This window comes from Nocardia sp. CDC160 (genome assembly GCF_035818795.1).
GTDB lineage: Bacteria > Actinomycetota > Actinomycetes > Mycobacteriales > Mycobacteriaceae > Nocardia.
The window spans coordinates 634,779-650,676 of record NZ_JAYKYT010000004.1 but is presented as its reverse complement, the minus strand read 5'-3'; the positions used below and the strand labels follow the sequence as shown (position 1 = coordinate 650,676).

Sequence of the window (15,898 nt, the reverse complement as noted above, 5' to 3'; positions counted from 1 at the left end):
CGACCAAAGGTGACGGAAGTATGACGCGGGGTTGAGGCCGGACTTTCCAGCGGGCAGGGTGGGTTGTAGCTGAGGCCGAACGAAGGAGGTCATGTGACACGGGAGTACAACCGGAATCCGGCGGCCGTGGCCGCGTTGTCGCCTGAGCAGTATTACGTCACTCAGGAGAACGGGACCGAGCGGGCGTTCACGGGGGAGTACTGGGACAACCACGAGCCCGGGATCTATGTGGATGTGGTGTCGGGTGAGCCGTTGTTCGCCTCGGTGGACAAGTTCGAGAGCGGATCGGGGTGGCCGAGTTTCACCAAGCCGATCGAGGCGTCGAATGTGTTCGAGAAGCGGGATACCAGCCACTTCATGATTCGGACCGAGGTGCGCTCGGCGCACGGTGACAGCCATCTCGGGCACGTCTTCCCCGACGGGCCGAAGGATGCGGGCGGGCTGCGCTACTGCATCAATTCCGCGGCGCTGCGGTTCATTCACCTCGACGATCTCGAGGCCGAGGGTTACGGACAGTACAAGTCTCTGTTCATGAAGGAGGAAGCGTGACCGACACGCGGAAGGCGATTCTGGCCGGTGGATGTTTCTGGGGCATGCAGGATCTGATCCGGCGGCAGCCGGGTGTGGTCTCGACCCGGGTGGGCTACACGGGCGGTCGCAACGACCATCCGACCTACCGCAATCACCCCGGGCACGCGGAGGCCGTGGAGATCGAATACGACCCGGCGCAGACGGATTACCGTGCGCTGCTGGAGTTCTTCTTCCAGATCCACGATCCGAGCACCAAGGACCGGCAGGGCAATGACATCGGTACCAGCTACCGCTCGGCCATCTTCTACCTGGACGACGAGCAGAAGCGGATCGCCGAGGACACCATCGCCGACGTCGACGCCTCGGGCCTGTGGCCGGGCAAGGTGGTCACCGAGGTGACCCCGGCGAGCACGTTCTGGGATGCCGAGCCGGAGCACCAGGACTACCTGCTGCGCTACCCGAACGGGTACACCTGCCACTTCCCGCGGCCGGGCTGGAAGCTGCCGAAGCGGCAGGCCACGGCGTAAGTTCGACGGGCCTCATCGGGGTTTCCCCGGTGAGGCCTTCTTTTATCCTCAAAACTAGTTGCACAGAAACTAGTGTTGTGGATACTATTGCCGTAGTGATCGCGAGGGCGATCGAACGGGTTTCTCGGAAGGCGATAGTCATGAACGGCATCAAGAAGGCACTGATCATCGGGGGCGGCATCGCGGGACCGGTCGCGGCCCTCGCATTGCGGAAGGCGGGTATCGACGCGACCGTCTTCGAGGCGTACGAGAGCGCGGCCACCGACGCGGGAGCGATGCTGACCGTCGCGCCCAACGGCCTTGCGGCACTGAAGATCATCGGCGCGGACAAGCTGGTCGAATCGGCCGGGCACCCGCTGCACAGCATGGTGATGGAGACCGGGACCGGCAAGCAGCTCATGCGGGTCGACGCGCTGCCCGGCCTGCCGCCGAGCTGCACCATGTTGCGCGCGGAGCTGTTTCGCGTCCTGCACGAGCACGCGGTCGCCAATGGCATCAGCTTCGAATACGGCAAGCGGCTGGTCGACATCGAGCAGACCGATACCGGCGTGATCGCCCAGTTCGCCGACGGGACAACCGCGTCCGGTGACATCCTGATCGGCGCGGACGGCATCCACTCCACGGTGCGCACCCTCATCGACCCGCAGGCCCCCGGGCCGGAGTACACCGGGCTGATGAGCTTCGGCTTCGGCGAATTCACCTCGGACGGAAGACTTTCCGATGGCGGCGAGGGCGATATCGAGGCCATGCATTTCGCCTTCGGCAAGCGCGCCTTCTACGGCTACTGGCGTCAGCCCAATGGCAAGCACGTGTTCTTCAGCAACTACCCGCAGGCCGAACCCATGACCCTGGCCGAGGCCAAGGCCGTGCCCGCGCAGGACTGGCTGGACAAGCTGCGCGCCGCGCACATCGGCGACACCCCCGGCGAGCGGCTGTTCGCGCAGACCAGCGTGGACGAGATGATCATTACCGGTCCCATGGAGCGGATGCCGCACGTGCCCACCTGGTTCCGCGGCCGCGTCGTCCTGCTCGGCGATTCAGTGCATGCCCCGTCCTCCAGCTCGGGTCAGGGTGCATCGCTGGCCATCGAGTCCGCGATCGAACTGGCTCGCTGCCTGCGCGACATCCCCGAGCCCGAGGCGGCCTTCGCGGTCTACGAGCGCCTGCGCCGCCCGCGTGTGGAGGAGATCTCCGACAACGCCGCCAAAACCAACAACGGCAAGACCTCCGGCCCGGTCGCCAAGGCAATGTTCGGCCTGATCATGCCGATCGCCACCCGCACGTTCCTCAAGCCGGAGAAGATGTTCGGCCCCGTCCACCGCTTCGTCATCGATTGGGACCAGCGCGTAGATGCCTGATATACCGTTGGGGCCATGGGACTTTCGGCGGCCGAAGTGTTCGACCAGCTGGGCAAGGAGTACGAGCAGGCCTTCGAGGGACTGACCGCACAGCGGGAGGAACTCGAATGGCTGCTCACCCAACTGCCGCCCGCGGCACAGATTCTCGATGTCGGCTGCGGCACCGGTCGTCCCACCGCCGAGATGCTGGCGGCGGCCGGACATCGGGTCACCGGGTGCGATGTCTCGCCGAGAATGGTCGACATCGCCCGCGCCCAGGTCCCCGCGGCCCGCTTCGAGGTGGCCGACCTGCGGACACTGAGCTACCCGTCCGGAAGCTGGGACGCGGTGGTGGCCTTCTTTCCGCTACTGCAGTTGACCCGCGCCGAGATCGACGCCGCCCTGGCGAAATTCGCCGACTGGCTCACCCCGAACGGCGTCTTCCTCTTCGCCACCGTCCCCGCCGATATCGAGGGCCTGGACATCGAATTCATGGGCAAGCCGGTCACGGTCAGCAGCTACCCGCTGGCCGAGTACCACCGTCTTCTCCAGGCCGCGGGCCTGACCATCGTCCGCGAACGCGTGGTCGAGTTCCGCCCCGCCCACCCCGCGGCCATCCCGGAACACGACCTGTTTCTGGCCGCCCGCCGGTCAGCGTCGTAGCGTTCGGTAGCCGCTCCACACCAGCAGGCCAACACCCACCACGACGAGAACGCCACCGGCCCAACTCCATTCGGAATGTCCGGTCATCGGCGAACCGTGCAGGGAGCCCAGGCCCTGCACGATCCAGATCACGCCGACCAGGCACAGCACGATGCCGATTACGGCTGAGACGATCCGACCCATGAGAACTCCTCGGTTGTCCGACCTCAGCATAGGGGTCTCGAGCGCTTCATTCGCAGGGTGCGACGGGTCTAAACTGTTAGCCGGACCGAGCATTCGATCTTCCGCGAACCACCTGGTTCCGGATCACAGTGCACGGTCACGAATCCGCCAGTAGAGCGCAAGCGCGTGGTTGCCACGTTGTCGGTCGGGGTGCCCCTTCCGGACGCTTTTGTGGCCGTGCCCAACCGAGGTATGGCCATGACTATCTCAGAAAGCAAAATCGTACGACACCGACTGTCCCGGGCCCTCGTCGTGGGCTCGCTCGCCGTCCTCCCGATCGGCTTCGCCGCGCCCGCCCTGGCCGCACCGCTGATCGTGGTGGACAACGACCACGACTGGCGTGGGGACTGCGACCACGACGGCCGATACACCTGGCAGAACGACCGCGGCCGAATGCAGTGGAGCGACTGCGATCACGACCGCGGCCACTGGGAGTGGCGCGACAACGACTGGCGCTGGCATCACGACCGTGACGATGCCCCGGCCCCCGCACCCTGGAACCCCTTCGGCAGTCTGTGACCGCTCCTAGCCGAGAAACCCGCGTGTCATGCGCCGCGCGGGTCGGTCGGCCGGACCGGATCGCTCAGCCGTTGGCGAGCGACCGCGCGATGACCAGGCGCTGAATCTGGTTGGTGCCTTCGAAGATTTGGGTGATCTTGGCTTCCCGCATGTAGCGCTCCACCGGGAAGTCCTGGGTGTAGCCGTAGCCGCCGAAGACCTGGACGGCGTCGGTGGTGACCTTCATGGCGGCGTCGGTGGCGACGAGTTTGGCGACGCTGGCCTGGCGGGAGTAGGGGAGACCCGCGTCGCGGCGGCGGGCGGCGTCGAGGTAGGTGGCGCGGGCGGAGTCGACGGCCGCGGCCATGTCGGCGAGAACGAAACCGAGGCCCTGGTGGTCGATGATGGGGCGGCCGAAGGCCTCTCGGTCCTTGGCGTAGGCGACGGCGTCGTCGAGAGCGCGTTGCGCGATGCCGGTGGCCACGGCGGCAATGCCGAGGCGGCCGGAGTCCAAGGCGCTGAAGGCGATCGGGAGACCTTGGCCGGGCTCGCCGATCAAACGCTCGGCAGGTAGGAAGGCGGCGTCGTAGGCGGCCGTGGTGGTGGGTACCGCACGCAGGCCCATCTTCTCCTCGGGCTTGCCGAAGGATAGACCCCCGGTGTCGGCGGGGACCAGGAAGCAGGAGATGCCGCGGGAGCCTTCGCCGGTGCGGGCGAACAGGGTGTAGTAGTCGGCCTTGCCGCCGTTGGTGATCCACGCCTTGGTGCCGGTGATCCGGTAGCCGCCCTCGGCCTCCACCGCGCGACAGCGCAGCGCCGCCGCATCGGATCCGGCATGCGCTTCCGACAGGCTGTACGCGCCGATGAGGTTGCCGGACAACATCTCCGGCAGCCACCGCTGCTTCTGTTCCTCGGTGCCGTAGGCGAACAGCGGATGGCACGACAGGCTGTGCACACTCACCGCCACCGCGACCGCCGCCCACCGCGCGCCCAATTCCTCGAGCACCTGCAGGTACACCTCGTAGGGCTGCGCGCCGCCGCCGAACTCCTCCGGATACGGCAGGCTCAACAGCCCCGCCGCCCCGAGCGCGCGAAACGCCTCCTCCGGATACCGCTCCTGCTTCTCGTACTCCACGACATTCGGCTCGAGCACCTTGTCCGCGATATCGCGGGTGAGCTCGATGAGGTCGCGGGCTTCGGGCGTGGGCAGCAGACGATCGACGGGCATGCCGGTCACATTACGACCGACACCCAATTGCGTGCAAGGGTGCACGCAATTTCGGCAAACGGTTAGACTGACCAGGTGGTATCCGGTCTGCCCCCGAACAAGCATCAGGAGAAGAGCCTGCGCACCCGCGCACTCCTGCTGGATGCGGCCATCGACAGCCTGGCCGAGGTCGGGTACGCGAGCGCGTCCATCGCCGACATCACGGCCCGGGCCGGGGTGACCCGCGGCGCGCAGCTGCATCACTTCCACACCCGCCAGGAGCTGTTCGCGCAGACCATCGAGCATCTGACGCTGCGTCAGCGGGAGGCCTTGCAGCGGCGGGAGCGGACGCTGCCGCGCGAGTCGTCGGCGGGCGAGGTCCTGGTCGAACTGGTGACCGCGCCCTTCGCGGGCAAACTGGGCAAGGCGGCCGTCGAACTGTACGTCGGCATCGCCAACGATCCCGGTTTGCGCCGGAACATGCTTCGCGTGCAACACGATCTGACCGTCGAGCTGCTCGACGCCTGCGGCCGCCGCATCGAGGTCTCGCGCGAGCGCCTGGAGTCGGCATTCTGGCTCACCATCAACCTCGTTCGCGGCGCGACGCTCGACGAAATGGTCGGCCGAGACCGCCTGCGCCGCAAGCAAGTTCTCGCCGATTGGGCCCGCCTCGCCGACGGACTGCTCGCCTGAGTGAAACGCCCGCTTTCAAGGTCGCGATAACGGACCGTTGAATGGTTCGTGCGTGCCCGGCACTCTGGAGGAAGGCCGGGCACCACCTTGGGGGAGGGACGCCGGTATGGCGATCAATCGGCGAAATCTACTGCGGGCGGCCGGACTCGGCGTCGGGCTGGCGGCCCTGGGATCGGCGACGGGCTGTGTGCCGAGCGAGCCGGGGGCTGCGCAGACCGAGCCATCGGCAAAGCCACCCACGGACACGAGTGTGGTGCCGACGACGGAACCGCCTGCCGGACAGGTGGATTGGGAAGGGCTGCGCAAGCGACTCGGCGGAGTTTTGAATCTGCCGTCCGATTCCGGATATTCGACGGCCAAGCTGGCGTTCAACCCGGCGTTCGACACTCGCCAACCCGCGGCGATCGCGCAGTGCGCCAACGCCTCCGATGTGCAGGCCTGTATCACGGCCGCCGCGAACGCGAGGATCCCGGTGGCGGCGCGGAGCGGGGGACACAGTTACGCCGGGTACTCGACGCCCGACAACGGATTGGTGGTCGATCTGGGTCGGATGACCGGTGTGGAGGTGAACGCCGACGGGACGGCGGTGATCGGCGCGGGCACCCGGCTGATGGACGTGTACAACGGTCTGGCGCAGGCTGGTCGGTGTCTGCCCGCCGGGTCCTGCCCGACGGTCGGCATCTCCGGACTGACCCTCGGCGGCGGAGTCGGTGTCCTAGCCGGAAAATACGGGTTGACGTGCGACAACCTGGTTTCGGCGCAGGTCGTCACCGCCGACGGCACGCTGCGCACCGCCTCGGCGACCTCGGAACCGGATCTGTTCTGGGCACTGCGCGGCGGGGGTGGCGGCAACTTCGGCATTGTCACCTCGTTCACGTTCAAGACCGTCGCCGCACCTCAGTTGACCGTGTTCCAGGTCCAATTCCCGGCCGGATCGCTGACGGACGTGCTCGCGGGCTGGCAGACCTTCACCGCCTCGGCCCCGGACGAATTCTGGTCCACCTTGGGCATTTCCGCAGGAAGCCCGCCAACCTGCCGCATCAATGGCTGCTATGTCGGCTCGGAGAGCGCCATGAACGCTCTCCTGGACAAACTGGTCGCGGCCACCAAGACCCAACCAACGAATCGGTATTCCCTGTCCAAGGACTACCTGTCAGCGATGATGTATTTCGGCGGTTGCGCCAATTATTCGGTGGAGCAATGCCGCCCGAATTGGAATGGCGGGGGAGTGCTCGGCCGCGAATCCTTCACCGCCTCGTCGCGAGTATTGACCAAACCGCTCTCGGACCCGAGCCGATTGACGGCTTTGATGACCGGACGCGAAGGCATGGACATTCTCCTGGACAGCCTCTCCGGCGCTCCGTCGCGAATCGGTGCGAAGGACACGGCATTCCCCTATCGCGGCGCACTGGCGACCGCCCAGATCTATGTCGGTGCCGCCACTCCGGCAGCGCGCAATTCCGTGAACGAGGTGCGCGACGGTCTCGGCGACCTGACCGGAAACACGGCCTGCGTCAATTACATCGACCCCGGCCTCTCCAATTGGGCGAGCGCCTATTACGGCGATAACGCGTCTCGACTACGCGACGTCGCCAAGCGCTACGACCCGCACGGCGTCTTCGCCTTCGACCAGTCGGCGTCGAAAGTGTGACCGCTCAGAAGGGCGCGGGCAGGCGAGCGTAGACCCCCGGATACCCGGCCTCCGCCGTCCCGCGCGCCCACGAGGTGATGCCGACCAGCTTCCCGTTGACGAGCAGCGGCCCGCCACTATCGAATTCGCCGGTATCGGCGGTGGTGGATCCGGCGCACACCATCTCCGAGGCGTCGAAGGTGCCCGGGTAGGCCGCGGCGCAGTCGGCGTCGGAGACCAGCGGCACGGTGGCACGCCGCAAGACCGTGTTGAAGTAGTCGGTCTCGGCCGTCCCGCCCCAGCCGAGGACGGTGGCGCTGCTGCCCGACGGCGCGGCGACCTGCACGACCGCTCGGTTCTGCGGCTTGGCGAGGGTGAGGATGGCGAGGTCATGGTGGTGCACATCGACACCGTCGACCGTCTCGGTGCGGTAGTCCGGGTGCAGGCGAACGTTGGTGACGCTCACCGTCGTTCCGTCGTGGGATGCCAGGTCGCTGCGGTCGAAGGTCACCGTCAGCGCCTGCGGCAGGAGCTGGGCGAGTTCGACACAGTGCGCGGCCGTCAGCACCTGGTCGGGGGCGATGAGCGCGCCGCCGCAGAACTGCCCGGAGGCTCGGGGAAAGAACAGCGGGGTGCCGACCGAGACGAGCCACGGATAGTCGGCGGTCGTGATTTCGGTACCGCCGACCACCGCGTTCGCGGGGACGGCGGCCGGGAGGGCACAGCCGAGGAACGCCGCGGTGAGGACCGCGACCCGACGAGTGAACGACATTGGGCCATTGAAACAGAGACCACGGGAGTTCGAGGCTCGGATTGTGTCGGACCCCGCGCGTACGGTCGGGGATATGACGTCTTGGAACGAGTTCGCCGCCGCCGCACCACGTATCTCGACCATCTTCACCCGTCGTCACGCCGCCACCGGCAACCTGTGCATGCTCGCCACCCTGCGCAAGGACAGCTTCCCGCGCATCTCCCCGCTCGAGCCCCGCGTCTTCGAGGGCGAGCTATGGCTGGTCGGCATGCCCAACACCACGAAGTTCGCGGACCTGGCCCGCGACCCGCGCTTCTGCCTGCACACCGCCACCGTGGACACGCACGTCAGCGATGGGGACGTGAAGCTGTTCGGCACCGTGCACGATGTGCAGGACCCGGACCTGCACCGCCGCTTCGCAGACGCCCTGTTCGAGGAGACCGGCTTCGACCTGCGTGGTCGCAAGTTCGAACCCTTCTATGCCGCCGACATCACCGGTGCGTCGTCGGTCGAAATCGTGGACGGGCGTTTGGAAGTGACGATCTGGAAGCCCGGACAGGTGGAACGGGTGGTCGAGGTCTCCGATTCGGCAGAGCCCGCGACGACATAGCCTGCAATCTTGCAGCGAGTGCACACATGCACACCGTGCGTGTGTGCACGAACTGATGAACAGAGGTGTGTTTCAGCGCTTTTCGAGGTGACGTGAGGGAAATCCATCCGCCGCAAGGCTATCGGGCGTGGCGGTCGACGATCGATGGCGCGGTGCTGTGGACGCGCGACAGTGTGTCCGACCGCGACCTACCGGTGCTGCCGGACGGCTGCATGGATCTGCTCTGGATCGATGGCCGCCTCTCGGTTGCCGGGCCGGACACTCGCGCCTACCGCCCGCCCACCGGATACGCCGACCGAATCAGCGGAATCCGCTTCTTCCCGGGCACCGCCCCCGGACTCTTGGGCGTCCCCGCGTCGGAGTTGCGCGATGTGCGAGTCGATCTCGACGCGCTCTGGTCGGCGGCGAATGTCCGTCGTGCGACGGACGTCCTCGCGCACGCGAAGAATCCGGCGGCGGGTCTCGAGGCGGTGGCCAGGTGGCGCGCGGCGGACAGCGACCCCACCGATCCGATGCTGCGCTTCATTGTGACGTCGCTCGAATCCGGACACTCGGTGGCCGCGACCGCCGATGCCCTGGGGGTTGGACTGCGGCGACTGCATCGCCTGTCGCTCAATGCCTTCGGGTACGGTCCGAAAACCTTGGGACGCATTTTGCGCATGCAGCGAGCTCTGGCCTTGGCTCGCAAGGGAATGGCGCTCGCGGATGTCGCCGCCGTCGCGGGATATGCGGACCAAGCGCATTTGACGCGGGAGATTCGGGAATTGGCGGGATTGTCGCCGCGGGAATTGTTGGAGGGGTAGGGCGGCCTCGAAAAGCGCGGCCGCCCTTCGTCTCTATTCGGTCATCAGCCGGTCGTCATTCCAGGACTGCGGAGAGATCGACGCTGTTTCCGTCCGGGTCGAGCACGGTCGCATAGCGCTGTCCCCAGAAGGCATCGAACGGTTTCAACTCCGCCCGATATCCGGCCGCCACCAACTCCTCGAATTTCTCATCTACTGCCGCGGGTGAACCACAATCGCAGGCCAAGGCCATGCGACCCGGTCCCGGCGGCACCGACCATTCGGGCCGGAAGGACCGAATCGTCTCCTCGGTATCGAGCATGAGCTTGACGCCTCCGCCCAGATCGGTGTCCACGTGCGGCTCGCGCTCGGCACCTTCGGGGAACGTCAACCCCAACCGTCGGTAGAAGGCCAGCGAGGCGGCCATATCGGCCACCACGATTTCGATTACGTTCAGTCGAATACCCATGCCTCGAACCGTAGGCACCGATCCGCCGACCGTCTTGAAGAAATCGGACAGACCGCTACCGCGCGTGCACGGCCGCGAGCCGCGCCGCCCGAATCGCATTCCACAAGGGCCGCAACAGCGCCTCCTGTGCCGCGACCGCGGTGGCGGAGGTCGGCGCGGAGGCCGGTTCGCGCTCGGCGACGGTGAGAATCGCGGCCACCTGGTCCGCGGTGTCGAGAATCCGGCGCGCCCGCAGCGGCAGCGAATCCGGATACTTGTGGCGCGTGTGCCCGGCCAGTTCGGCCTCCACGAGCTCGCGCGGCCCGACACCGCCGGACCCGAGCCGGGTCGTCTGCAACTGCGCCAGGGCGTCGGCGGCGTCGCGCACGGCCTCCCGCATGGTGTATTCGGCCTCGCCCAATGGCATTTCGGGCGCGAGGGTCAGGGGGATGGGCGTGGAGTAGACCCGCCACTGCAGGGCGTCGTCCTCGGTCCAGAACGGCACCAGTCCGGTCCCGGTGCTCCCCGGCGTTCCGATCAACAGGCCTTCCCCGGCTTCGGTTGCGGCGGCGGCGAATTCGGTCCCGACCGGCATACCGCGCACATCGCCGGGAATCGGCAGCACCAGCCGCACCTGCGCCTCGGGGCCGTCCATGGCCTCGCGGATGAGCTTGAGCAGCACCATGATTCCCGCACCGGCCACCGCGTCCGGATCGCCGTCGGGAGCCCAGGGCAGGCCGGTGTGTCCACCCGTGACCGGGTCCCCGGCAGCCACGGTCTGCTGGGGAGCCCAGGTGCGCAACGCGTCCAACACGTCGTCGGGGGCGCTACTGCCAGCCAGCCAGGACCCGGCCCAGACCGTCAGCGACGCGCTCGGGGAAGAACTCATGCAATCGAGGATAACTGGAGGGCTACTCCTGCTCGGTGACGAAATCGATCAGTCGTTCGACGGCACCGATGAGCGGGGTTTCCAGATCCTTGTAGGAGTTCACGGCGTTGTAGACCCTTCGCCATCCGTCCTGCGGTGTACCCCACCGTAACCGCTGGCAGATGCCGGTTTTCCAATCCTCGCCGCGTGGCACCTCGGGCCAGGCGGCAATGCCGACGGCCTTGGGTCGAACCGCCTGCCACACGTCGATATAGGGATGGCCGGTGACGAGCACATGCGCCCCGAGTCCCTGGGTGAGCCCGGTCTCCTTGGAGCCGGTGACCAGGTGATCGACGAGCACGCCGACCCGACGGGTGGGTCCGGGTTGGAACTCCGCGAGTTTGGCCCCGAGATGATCCAAGCCCTCGAGTTGCTCGACGACCACACCCTCGACTCGAAGGTCGTGCCCCCACACCCGTTCGACCAGCGCCGCGTCGTGCACACCCTCCACCCAGATGCGGCTGGCCCGCGCGACCCGTGCCTTCAACCCCTCGACCCGGGTGGAACCCGACGCCGACCGTGTCTCCTGCTTGGGCGCGACCGCCGTCGGCTTCACCAGCGTCACCGGCTGCCCGTCGATCAGAAACGCGGCCTCCCGCAAGGCGAACAGCCGCACCCGCCCCTGACGATCCTCGAGTTTGACGAACTCCCCGTCGTAGCTGCGGTCGAATCCCACTACGGCACCGCAGAATCCGGTGGCCGCGTCCTCGGCAACCAGGTCGCGCTCGGCGACGACGCGCGGTATGTCCCTTTTGCGAGTCCTCGAATGGCCGGAAAAGATATCGCCGTAACTGTCACGCCCGCTCACCCGACCGAAGGTACCGCCGCCGCACCGGAATCCGGCGGCGCGACGCGGCGGACGGCGGAGTTTGCGGCGGAAGTCACCGCGACAAGAGCCCTCGGTCGGTGGTCACGACAGGGTGGACGGTTGGATTCGATGACCTTGGTCCGCGCCGGATATCGGGTGGACGAGCCGCGCAGCGACTACTGTTGATGCTGTGGCCGCAATAGTTTGGCTGGTCGCGGGCATTCTGCTCGCGGCGGCCGAGATGCTCACGGGCAGTCTCGTGCTGATCATGCTGGGCGTCGCCGCACTCGTCACGGCGGGCGTGAGTGCGGCGACCGGTTCCTCGGTGGTCGTGGACGCCGTGGTGTTCGGTGGAGTCTCGATCGCGCTCCTGGTGGGGGTACGTCCATTCCTGTTGCGGCGCTACGCGACTCCGCCCCCGCATCAGACCGGGGTCGACGCGCTGCCCGGCAGGACCGCCAAGGTGCTCGAACAGGTCGACGAGCACGGCGGCCGCGTGAAGCTGGGCGGCGAGGTATGGAGTGCGCGTCCCTATGACGCGTCGGAGACATACCCCGTCGGTTCGACCGTCTTCATCATGAGGATCGACGGCGCGCACGCCGTCGTCATGAAAGGGCCGTGATGGCTGTACTGATAGTCGCCATTGTCTTGGTGCTGTTGGTCGTGGTGGTGGTCTTCAAGTCGGTGGCCCTGGTGCCGCAGGCCGAGGCCGCGGTGATCGAGCGACTGGGCCGCTACTCGCGCACGGTGTCGGGGCAGCTGACCTTCCTGGTCCCGTTCGCCGACCGGGTGCGCGCCAAGGTGGATCTGCGCGAGCGGGTGGTGTCCTTCCCGCCGCAGCCGGTGATCACCCAGGACAACCTGACCGTGCAGATCGACTCGGTGGTGTATTTCCAGGTCACCAGTCCACAGGCCGCGGTCTACGAGATCTCCAATTACATTGCGGCCGTGGAGCAGTTGACGATCACCACGCTGCGCAATGTGGTCGGCGGCATGACCCTCGAGGAGACGCTGACCTCCCGCGACCAGATCAACTCTCAGCTGCGCGGGGTCCTCGACGAGGCCACCGGCCGCTGGGGTCTGCGGGTCTCGCGGGTCGAGCTCAAGGCCATCGATCCGCCGCCGTCGATTCAGGAGTCGATGGAAAAGCAGATGAAGGCCGACCGTGAGAAGCGGGCCATGATCCTCACCGCGGAGGGTCAGCGCGAGGCCTCCATCAAGACCGCCGAGGGTCAGAAGCAGGCGCAGATCCTCGCGGCCGAGGGCGGCAAGCAGTCCTCGATCCTGGCCGCCGAGGGTGAACGACAGTCCCGGATTCTGCGGGCCCAGGGTGAACGCGCCGCCGCGTACCTGCAGGCGCAGGGTCAGGCGAAGGCGATCGAAAAGGTCTTCGCCGCCATCAAGAACGGCAAGCCGACCCCGGAACTGCTGGCCTACCAATACATGCAGACCCTGCCGCAGGTGGCCAAGGGCGACGCCAACAAGGTGTGGCTGGTGCCCAGCGATTTCGGCAAGGCCCTGGAAGGTTTCGCTCGCGGGTTCGCCAAGCAGGGCGAGGACGGCGTGTTCCGATACGAGCCGTCCGAGGACGGCGCGCCCGCCGAAGCGCCCGAGGATGATTCGGACGAGGTGGCCGCCTGGTTCGACACCGCCACCGACCCGGCCACCCAGCGCGCGGTCCGCGCCGCCGAGGCCGATGCGCGCACCCCGGTCGAGCCGCCCGCGGCCATCCCGACGACCCCGACGCGGCCCCCGCACCTGGAACAGCGGCAGCGCCCGGAGCAGCAGCAGCCGGGTCGCCCGCAGTACCGGCCGGAGCCGCCGAACCAGGGTTGGCAGAACCCGCCGCCGCCCCGGCCGCTGGGGAACTGATCGAATCATGAACTGCGCGAGGCCCTCTCGATCCTGTCGAGAGGGCCTCGTGTCGTGTCGGTCAGGCGGTCGCCCGGGTGCGGGCGGGGGCGAATTGGCTTTCCACCGGTGCGAGGCCGTAGTGGCCGCGCAGGGTGGTGGCGGTGTAATCGGTGCGGAACAGGCCGCGCTCCTGGAGAATTGGGACGACGCGGTCGACGAAGTCCTCGAGCCCGCCGGGCAGGTAGGGCGGCATGATGTTGAAGCCGTCGGCCGCGCCGCCGTCGAACCAGCTCTGCAGTTCGTCGGCGATCTGCTCGGGTGTGCCCGCGAAGGTGCGGTGGCCGCGGCCGCCGCCGAGCTTGCCGATGAGCTGGCGCACGGTCAGCCGCTCCTTCTCGGCGAGCTCCTTGACGAGGGTGAATCGGCTCTTGCCGCCCTCGATTTCGCTCTCGGAGGGCAGCGGCGGCAGCGGGGCGTCCAAGGCGTGCTCGGTGAGGTCGACGCCGAGCAGCGAGGACAGTTGCCGCAGTGCGTAATCGGGGGAGATGAGGTCGGTGAACTCCTGTTCCAGGGCGCGGGCCTGCGCCTCGGTGTCGGCGATGAACGGCACCAGGCCGGGCAGCACCTTGAGATCGTCGGCCGAGCGGCCGTACTTGGGCAGGCGCGCCTTGAGATCGCGGTAGAACGCCTGGCCTTCCTCGAGGGTGCGCTGCGCGGTGAACACCGCCTCGGCGCGGCGGGCCGCGAATTCCTTTCCGCTCTCCGAGGATCCGGCCTGCACCAGCAGCGGCCGACCCTGCGGGCTGCGCGGGGAATTCAGGGGTCCGCGGACACGGAACCGCTCACCGCGGTAGTCCAGGGTGTGCACCTTGTCCGGGTCGGCGAAGATGCCGGTCTCCGGATCGAGCACGATGGCATCGGATTCCCAGCTGTCCCACAGCTGGACGGCCAGGTCCACGAACTCCTCGGCCCGCTCGTAGCGGCGCGCGTGTTCGGGGATGGCGTCGAAGCCGAAGTTGAACGCCTCCTCCTCGCTGCCGGAGGTGACGATGTTCCAGCCCGCCCGGCCGCCGCTGATGTGGTCGAGGGAGGCGAATTTGCGTGCCAGATTGAAGGGTTCGTTGTAGCTGGTGGAGGCGGTCGCGATCAGCCCGACATGCTCGGTGGCCGTGGCGATGGCCGCCAGCAGGGTGACCGGCTCGAACACCGCGAGCGCATTTCGCTTGATGCGCGGGCCCACCGCCAGCCCATCGGCGAAGAACACCGAATCCAGCTTGCCGCGTTCGGCGATGCGGCCCAGTTCCTGGAAGTGCTTCACATCGAGCACCCGGTGTTCTTCGGTGCGCGGATGCCGCCAGGCGGCCTCGTGGTGGCCGACGCCCATGAGAAAGGCGTTGAGGTGAAAGGTCTTGCGTGCGTTGGACATGGAGAGAAATTCCTTCGAAGAGTGCGGTTCGAGCGAGGTCAGTGCGCGCGCCAGCGGGACAGCCGCCGCTCGATGGCGACGAGGACGCCGTTGTAGGCGAGCCCGACCAGCGCGATGGCCACGATCCCGGCGTACATGTCCGGAATCTGGAAGTTCTGCTGCGCGGCGGTGATCAGATAGCCGAGTCCGGCCCGGGCCCCGAACATCTCGGCGGCAATGAGCACCAGAATCGACCCGGAGGCCGCCATTCGAATGCCGGTGAAAATCGAGGGCACGGCGGCGGGCAGGATCACCTTCTGGAACAGCCGCAGCGGTGAGAAGCCCAGCGACACCGCCGATTTGATCAGCAGCGGATCGACGGTCCGCACCCCGCTGATGGTATTGAGCAGAATCGGAAAGAACCCGGCGTACACCACCAGCGCGATCTTGGAGGTCTCGCCGATGCCGAGGATCAGAATGAACACCGGCAACAGCGCGAGCGCGGCGGTATTGCGGAACAGCTCCAGCACCGGACTGAGGAACTCCGCGATCGGCCGATACCAGGCAATGGCCACACCCACCGGAATCGCGGCGATCAGCGCGATGCCGAACCCGATCAGCGAACGGGTCACGCTGGTGGAGACGTTGTCCCACATCTGGCCATTGCGAACGAGTTCCAGCCCGGCCTGCACGACCGTCGAGAACGGCGGCAGGAAGACCTCATCCACCAGCCTCAGCCGTGGCGCGGCCTCCCAGAGGGCGAGGAACAACCCGATCACAATGGTGGGCTTGCCGATTCGCCAGGCGAGCCTGCCCAGCGCGAGTACGAGGACCCCCAGACCTCCACGGCGAGATGCGATGGGTTGCTCGGCCGCCCTCGCACTCTCGGATGTCGCTGCCACGGCCTTCGTCGGGATATCGGCGGCCGACGTGGTCTCGGTGGCCGACGTGGTCTCGGTGGTTGACACGGTCTCAGTGCTTCGCGCGCTGTCGGTGACGCTCGC

19 protein-coding genes are annotated in these 15,898 nt (G+C 67.2%); 11 read left to right on the top strand and 8 right to left on the bottom strand.

The window, feature by feature from the left end:
- Positions 1 to 93: 93 nt before the first annotated feature.
- The 4 genes from msrB to VMT40_RS24545 all read left to right on the top strand — a co-directional run bounded on the left by msrB (position 94) and on the right by VMT40_RS24545 (position 3,058).
- Positions 94 to 549: a peptide-methionine (R)-S-oxide reductase MsrB gene (gene msrB, locus VMT40_RS24560; protein ID WP_326361070.1), complete on the top strand. Its 456-nt coding sequence runs from the start codon at positions 94 to 96 to the stop codon at positions 547 to 549.
- Positions 546 to 1,058 carry a peptide-methionine (S)-S-oxide reductase MsrA gene (gene msrA, locus VMT40_RS24555; protein WP_326361069.1) on the top strand — a complete coding sequence of 171 codons (513 nt, stop codon included), beginning with the start codon at positions 546 to 548 and terminating at the stop codon, positions 1,056 to 1,058. The genes msrB and msrA overlap by 4 nt, the downstream gene beginning before the upstream one ends.
- A gap of 140 nt (positions 1,059 to 1,198) precedes the next feature.
- On the top strand, positions 1,199 to 2,416 hold the full coding sequence (locus tag VMT40_RS24550) for an FAD-dependent monooxygenase (RefSeq protein ID WP_326361067.1): 1,218 nt from the start codon (positions 1,199 to 1,201) through the stop codon (positions 2,414 to 2,416).
- 15 nt (positions 2,417 to 2,431) lie between these two features.
- Positions 2,432 to 3,058, top strand: a complete 627-nt coding sequence (locus VMT40_RS24545; protein WP_326361066.1) for a class I SAM-dependent DNA methyltransferase — start codon at positions 2,432 to 2,434, stop codon at positions 3,056 to 3,058.
- Here the strand turns inward: VMT40_RS24545 and VMT40_RS24540 are convergent.
- The gene (locus VMT40_RS24540) at positions 3,047 to 3,241 is read right to left on the bottom strand and encodes a hypothetical protein (RefSeq protein WP_326361065.1); all 195 of its coding nucleotides are present in this window, start codon (positions 3,239 to 3,241) and stop codon (positions 3,047 to 3,049) included. The genes VMT40_RS24545 and VMT40_RS24540 overlap by 12 nt on opposite strands.
- Before the next feature lie 237 nt (positions 3,242 to 3,478).
- Between VMT40_RS24540 and VMT40_RS24535 the strand changes: the two genes are divergently transcribed.
- Positions 3,479 to 3,799: a hypothetical protein gene (locus tag VMT40_RS24535; protein ID WP_326361063.1), complete on the top strand. Its 321-nt coding sequence runs from the start codon at positions 3,479 to 3,481 to the stop codon at positions 3,797 to 3,799.
- Between the two features lie 64 nt (positions 3,800 to 3,863).
- On the opposite strand, the gene VMT40_RS24530 is transcribed toward VMT40_RS24535, so the two are convergent.
- The gene (locus VMT40_RS24530) at positions 3,864 to 5,006 is read right to left on the bottom strand and encodes an acyl-CoA dehydrogenase family protein (RefSeq protein ID WP_326361062.1); all 1,143 of its coding nucleotides are present in this window, start codon (positions 5,004 to 5,006) and stop codon (positions 3,864 to 3,866) included.
- 75 nt (positions 5,007 to 5,081) lie between these two features.
- Here VMT40_RS24530 and VMT40_RS24525 point away from each other — a divergent pair, with 75 nt between their 5' ends.
- Together VMT40_RS24525 and VMT40_RS24520 are read left to right on the top strand one after the other, a co-directional pair.
- A complete protein-coding gene (locus VMT40_RS24525; RefSeq protein WP_326361061.1) occupies positions 5,082 to 5,678 on the top strand; it encodes a TetR/AcrR family transcriptional regulator in 597 nt (198 codons plus the stop codon).
- A 106-nt stretch (positions 5,679 to 5,784) separates the two neighbouring features.
- Positions 5,785 to 7,329: an FAD-binding oxidoreductase gene (locus VMT40_RS24520; RefSeq protein ID WP_326361060.1), complete on the top strand. Its 1,545-nt coding sequence runs from the start codon at positions 5,785 to 5,787 to the stop codon at positions 7,327 to 7,329.
- Positions 7,330 to 7,333: 4 nt separating this feature from the next.
- Here the strand turns inward: VMT40_RS24520 and VMT40_RS24515 are convergent, their stop codons facing one another.
- Positions 7,334 to 8,080 carry a S1 family peptidase gene (locus tag VMT40_RS24515; protein ID WP_326361059.1) on the bottom strand — a complete coding sequence of 249 codons (747 nt, stop codon included), beginning with the start codon at positions 8,078 to 8,080 and terminating at the stop codon, positions 7,334 to 7,336.
- A 73-nt stretch (positions 8,081 to 8,153) separates the two neighbouring features.
- Between VMT40_RS24515 and VMT40_RS24510 the strand changes: the two genes are divergently transcribed.
- Both VMT40_RS24510 and VMT40_RS24505 read left to right on the top strand, forming a co-directional pair.
- The gene (locus VMT40_RS24510; RefSeq protein ID WP_326361057.1) at positions 8,154 to 8,669 is read left to right on the top strand and encodes a pyridoxamine 5'-phosphate oxidase family protein; all 516 of its coding nucleotides are present in this window, start codon (positions 8,154 to 8,156) and stop codon (positions 8,667 to 8,669) included.
- Positions 8,670 to 8,761: 92 nt separating this feature from the next.
- A complete protein-coding gene (locus VMT40_RS24505; protein WP_326361056.1) occupies positions 8,762 to 9,472 on the top strand; it encodes a helix-turn-helix transcriptional regulator in 711 nt (236 codons plus the stop codon).
- A 55-nt stretch (positions 9,473 to 9,527) separates the two neighbouring features.
- On the opposite strand, the gene VMT40_RS24500 is transcribed toward VMT40_RS24505, so the two are convergent.
- Genes VMT40_RS24500 through VMT40_RS24490 form a run of 3 tightly spaced genes read right to left on the bottom strand, consistent with a single transcriptional unit; the run spans position 9,528 to position 11,635 of the window.
- Positions 9,528 to 9,920, bottom strand: coding sequence for a VOC family protein (locus VMT40_RS24500; RefSeq protein ID WP_326361055.1), 393 nt, complete (start codon positions 9,918 to 9,920; stop codon positions 9,528 to 9,530).
- A gap of 55 nt (positions 9,921 to 9,975) precedes the next feature.
- Positions 9,976 to 10,788 (bottom strand): hypothetical protein, encoded by an 813-nt coding sequence (locus tag VMT40_RS24495; RefSeq protein WP_326361054.1) that lies wholly within the window; start codon positions 10,786 to 10,788, stop codon positions 9,976 to 9,978.
- Between the two features lie 22 nt (positions 10,789 to 10,810).
- The gene (locus tag VMT40_RS24490) at positions 10,811 to 11,635 is read right to left on the bottom strand and encodes a DUF3097 domain-containing protein (RefSeq protein ID WP_326361053.1); all 825 of its coding nucleotides are present in this window, start codon (positions 11,633 to 11,635) and stop codon (positions 10,811 to 10,813) included.
- A gap of 190 nt (positions 11,636 to 11,825) precedes the next feature.
- Between VMT40_RS24490 and VMT40_RS24485 the strand changes: the two genes are divergently transcribed.
- Together VMT40_RS24485 and VMT40_RS24480 are read left to right on the top strand one after the other, a co-directional pair.
- Entirely contained in the window at positions 11,826 to 12,257 is a 432-nt protein-coding gene (locus VMT40_RS24485) for an NfeD family protein (RefSeq protein ID WP_326361052.1), read from the top strand.
- Positions 12,257 to 13,507 (top strand): SPFH domain-containing protein, encoded by a 1,251-nt coding sequence (locus VMT40_RS24480; RefSeq protein WP_326361051.1) that lies wholly within the window; start codon positions 12,257 to 12,259, stop codon positions 13,505 to 13,507. Before VMT40_RS24485 ends, VMT40_RS24480 begins: the two co-directional genes overlap by 1 nt.
- Positions 13,508 to 13,568: 61 nt before the next feature.
- Here the strand turns inward: VMT40_RS24480 and VMT40_RS24475 are convergent, their stop codons facing one another.
- Together VMT40_RS24475 and VMT40_RS24470 are read right to left on the bottom strand one after the other, a co-directional pair.
- Entirely contained in the window at positions 13,569 to 14,915 is a 1,347-nt protein-coding gene (locus tag VMT40_RS24475) for an LLM class flavin-dependent oxidoreductase (RefSeq protein WP_326361049.1), read from the bottom strand.
- A 38-nt stretch (positions 14,916 to 14,953) separates the two neighbouring features.
- Positions 14,954 to 15,754 carry an ABC transporter permease gene (locus tag VMT40_RS24470; protein ID WP_442790055.1) on the bottom strand — a complete coding sequence of 267 codons (801 nt, stop codon included), beginning with the start codon at positions 15,752 to 15,754 and terminating at the stop codon, positions 14,954 to 14,956.
- Between the last annotated feature and the right edge of the window lie 144 nt (positions 15,755 to 15,898).

Bases quoted from the DNA above. Each gene is read 5' to 3' on its own strand.
- VMT40_RS24550 (WP_326361067.1), top strand. From the start codon at position 1,199: ATGAACGGCATCAAGAAGGCACTGATCATCGGGGGCGGCATCGCGGGA.
- VMT40_RS24545 (WP_326361066.1), top strand. From the start codon at position 2,432: ATGGGACTTTCGGCGGCCGAAGTGTTCGACCAGCTGGGCAAGGAGTAC.
- VMT40_RS24540 (WP_326361065.1), bottom strand. From the start codon at position 3,241: ATGGGTCGGATCGTCTCAGCCGTAATCGGCATCGTGCTGTGCCTGGTC.
- VMT40_RS24535 (WP_326361063.1), top strand. From the start codon at position 3,479: ATGACTATCTCAGAAAGCAAAATCGTACGACACCGACTGTCCCGGGCC.
- VMT40_RS24530 (WP_326361062.1), bottom strand. From the start codon at position 5,006: ATGCCCGTCGATCGTCTGCTGCCCACGCCCGAAGCCCGCGACCTCATC.
- VMT40_RS24520 (WP_326361060.1), top strand. From the start codon at position 5,785: ATGGCGATCAATCGGCGAAATCTACTGCGGGCGGCCGGACTCGGCGTC.
- VMT40_RS24515 (WP_326361059.1), bottom strand. From the start codon at position 8,080: ATGTCGTTCACTCGTCGGGTCGCGGTCCTCACCGCGGCGTTCCTCGGC.
- VMT40_RS24510 (WP_326361057.1), top strand. From the start codon at position 8,154: ATGACGTCTTGGAACGAGTTCGCCGCCGCCGCACCACGTATCTCGACC.
- VMT40_RS24500 (WP_326361055.1), bottom strand. From the start codon at position 9,920: ATGGGTATTCGACTGAACGTAATCGAAATCGTGGTGGCCGATATGGCC.
- VMT40_RS24495 (WP_326361054.1), bottom strand. From the start codon at position 10,788: ATGAGTTCTTCCCCGAGCGCGTCGCTGACGGTCTGGGCCGGGTCCTGG.
- VMT40_RS24480 (WP_326361051.1), top strand. From the start codon at position 12,257: ATGGCTGTACTGATAGTCGCCATTGTCTTGGTGCTGTTGGTCGTGGTG.
- VMT40_RS24475 (WP_326361049.1), bottom strand. From the start codon at position 14,915: ATGTCCAACGCACGCAAGACCTTTCACCTCAACGCCTTTCTCATGGGC.